Source organism: Pseudoalteromonas sp. c7(2019) (genome assembly GCF_011378625.1).
In the GTDB taxonomy this organism is placed as follows: Bacteria; Pseudomonadota; Gammaproteobacteria; order Enterobacterales; family Alteromonadaceae; genus Pseudoalteromonas; species Pseudoalteromonas arctica.
Genome location: NZ_WTKS01000033.1, coordinates 1 through 3,376 on the forward strand (window position 1 = coordinate 1; position 3,376 = coordinate 3,376).

The 3,376-nt window shown below is 38.8% G+C and carries 3 protein-coding genes; 1 reads left to right on the forward strand and 2 read right to left on the reverse strand.

The features are described 5' to 3' along the window. Positions 1–172: 172 nt before the first annotated feature. Positions 173–1,483 carry an amidohydrolase gene (locus tag GQR38_RS19800; protein ID WP_165723092.1) on the reverse strand — a complete coding sequence of 437 codons (1,311 nt, stop codon included), beginning with the start codon at positions 1,481–1,483 and terminating at the stop codon, positions 173–175. 111 nt (positions 1,484–1,594) lie between these two features. Here GQR38_RS19800 and GQR38_RS19805 point away from each other — a divergent pair, with 111 nt between their 5' ends. Next, positions 1,595–2,452, forward strand: a complete 858-nt coding sequence (locus GQR38_RS19805) for a tetratricopeptide repeat protein (RefSeq protein WP_007587107.1) — start codon at positions 1,595–1,597, stop codon at positions 2,450–2,452. A gap of 714 nt (positions 2,453–3,166) precedes the next feature. Here the strand turns inward: GQR38_RS19805 and GQR38_RS20400 are convergent. After that, the coding region (locus tag GQR38_RS20400) for a hypothetical protein (RefSeq protein WP_206006342.1) at positions 3,167–3,376 on the reverse strand (210 nt) is incomplete at its 5' end.

Sequence of the window (3,376 nt, forward strand, 5' to 3'; positions counted from 1 at the left end):
TTTTCTTTTTAACTAAGCGCCCTTGTTCATTGCAGCACACCACATGGAAAAATATTTTTGCTATGTCTAAACCAATTGTTGTAATCTTCATTTGGTCTTCTCCCTTTGATTATTGTAACCACTTTAATCATGGCACACAGATGCCGTATAGGGAGGAGACCATTACATCAGGTTACTTATTAAATAAAGCAACAGCAGCGTTACTCATTGCTTTTATTCCGGTAGGGATAGCAACTTTATAATCTGGTGCAAATTTACTAGAGTGTAGGGAAGGGAGTACTTCACCTGTTTTTATCGAATCTGCATATTGTGCTTGGTTTACACCTCCTAGCCAAAATAAGGTAATCGGGATATTTTCATCGGTGCGTCCGTATAGGCCAAAGTCTTCACCCGCCATTACAGCTTGTGTTTCAAGCACATTAGTATCACCAATTGCGCTGGCAATAGAGTTTCTAACAATGTCTGTTTGTGCAGGGTTATTATAAGTAGATGGAATAGATTCATCTTCATGTACATATACTACAGGGTAGTTTGATTCATTTAGGCCAGCACTTTGTGCAATACCTGCCGTGATTCGTTTTATTGCTGCTATTTGAGCACTTCTAACATTTGGGTTATAGCTTCTGAGAGTGAGTTGTAGTTTTACTTCATCCGAAATCACATTATGTTTTGAGCCACCATGAATAGACCCAACCGTAATAACCGAAGGCTCTAGCGGTGAAAGTTCTCGGCTTGTGATTGTTTGCAGAGCAAGTACTGTGCGTGCAGCTATAATCACAGGGTCTATAGTTGTATGCGGATAAGCACCATGACCACCTTTACCTTTAATTGTAATATCGACAGAATCTACACTTGCCATAGTGTATTCATTTTTCATTGATACCTTACCAGCGGGGACGCTAGCACTTACATGCAAAGCAATTATATGATCAGGTTTTTCATATTTACTAAATAGTCCTTCGCCTAACATGGCTTTAGCACCCCCACCAACTTCTTCGGCAGGCTGTGCAACCATCATCAAAGTGCCTTTCCATTGATCTTTGTGTACTATTAATTGCTCAGCAGTACCAATAAAAGAGCTCATGTGAATATCGTGGCCACAACCGTGCATTACACCTACTTTCGCACCATGCTCGTCTATTACTTTAACTTTTGAGGCATAGGACTTTCCTGTCTGCTCTATAATAGGTAAGCCATCGGTGTCAGTACGGATCATCACGGTTGGACCGTTTCCGTTTTTGTAAATGCCGACAACACCAAAGCCACCTACATTACTTGTTACTTTAAAACCCAGCTGAGTTAATTTATCCGCTATTTTATTACCCGTTTCTTGTTCGTGATAAGAAAGCTCTGGCGATTGGTGTAAATCAAGGTAAAACTTTTCTATAGCTGGCATGGTTTTGCTTAAATTCAAATCGAGTCCATTTGCTTGTACTAATGGGCTTGCTAATAAAAGTATTGCACTTAGATAAGTTAATTTCATGTTTTCCCTCATTGTTGAATATGTATACCGGATGATTTAGGTATATGACTTGTAATTATTATGTTCACCACCATATAAAAACCTAAATAGATGAATATGGCAATCAATTCAATGAGCAACATAGTTAGTATTAATGTGCAAAACCTTCAACAAGTACTCGGTGAAACATCACAACAAAAATTGGTGTTGCTTAACTTTTTCTCTCCTCAAAGTCCTGACTGTATCGGACAGGCTGCAATTTTAGATAAAGTAGCGGCAGAATATGCAAGCTATATAGTAGTAGCAAACCTAGATTGCGATGCAGAGCAAGCACTCGCATCTCAACTTGCGCAACAAGTTGGTCTGCAAACACTGCCTACCCTTGTATTATTAAAAGACTCTGCACCAGTAGATTTACTTGCAGGTGTTCAAAGCGAAGCACAAATACGCGAAGCCCTAGCAAAGCATTTACCTGCACAACAAGACTTACTGTTAGAACAAGCAAAGCAAGCGTTATTAAAGTCAGATTTAAATGCTGCATTTAATTATGCAAAGCAAGCTTATGAAATAGACAGCGGTAATGCACGTATCAAATTAGTGCTAGCAGACATATGTATTCAAATTCACAAGGTAGATGAAGCCCAAGCGCTTATAAATACAATAGACGTACAAGAGCAAGATGCTTACTTTAATAATATAAAAGCAAAATGCGAAGCTGCGCTTGAAGCAAAAGACTCACCAGAGATTAAAGAAAAGCAACAACAAGTAGAAAAGTACCCAAATGACCTAGAATTAAAAGAAGAGCTCAGTATTTTACTCAATGAAGCAGGCAGAAAAGAAGAAGCATTGGATATACTATTTACAGTGCTGCAAAAAGATCTGAATTTCAATGAAGCGAAACCAAGCTTTTTAGCCATTATTGCCTCTTTACCTGATGGCGACGCACTCGCAGCAAAGTATCGTCGCAAGTTATATAGTATTTTATACTAGGGTCTGTTGCTCTTTGCGGATTAAAATTTGTTCAAACTAGGGGGGGGGTTAATCGCGGCGCGAGGTTTGTAACCTAGTGGGCTCGGTAACTGCTCCTGCGTTACCCTACTGGCTTACATCCATGTAAGAATAAGTAAAAACCGAGTAACAAAGAGTAAATAGCCCCTAGGAAGAACCCTTTGGGCAGCGCCTGTTTGGCATTAATGCTACGTTATCGCCTATTTATGGGGAGTAACCACACTACATAGGCTCTGCCTTGCCTGAATACCAAACAGGCTGCTGCAAATTTAACCTTGAAAGATAAACAGACCCTAGATTCTAATAACTATTACTTTTGAGAAGCACCTATATAAGGTGCTTTTTGTATTTTCAGGGTTTTAATTAAAAGCTATAGAATGGTTTAGCTATGTAAAAACAAGAGTTATCAACAGATTTTTGTGGGTAACTTGTGCTTATCATGTGTGCTTGCTTGGGGCTTAATTTTAATTACTGTTTTATGCAAATAACGCTTGCGTAAAATCCGCCGCTCCCTATAATGCGACCCCACTGAGACGGGAAACGCCAACGCATAGCGAGGCACGAACTACTCAGAGAGTTAAATAAAACTTCGGTTTTAAATCTTCTAAAAAGAAAGTTTAAAACTAAGTGTTGACTCGAAAAATAAAGGGTGTATTATTCGCATCCCTTGAGACGCTAAGGCGAATCAAACGTTCTTTAACAATATAAAGCAATCATCTGTGTGGGCACTCGTACAGATTGAGTTCTAACAGCCAAACTACTTCGTTCTTTATTGAGCAAGTAACGAGGCAAACAAATTAGAGTCTCAATTGAAAACTGAGTGACCAACAGAAGTAACTTATTTATAAGTTGCTTCGGCACAGTCAATTCAATATCGAAAGATATTAAAATAAATTCAGAATTCAT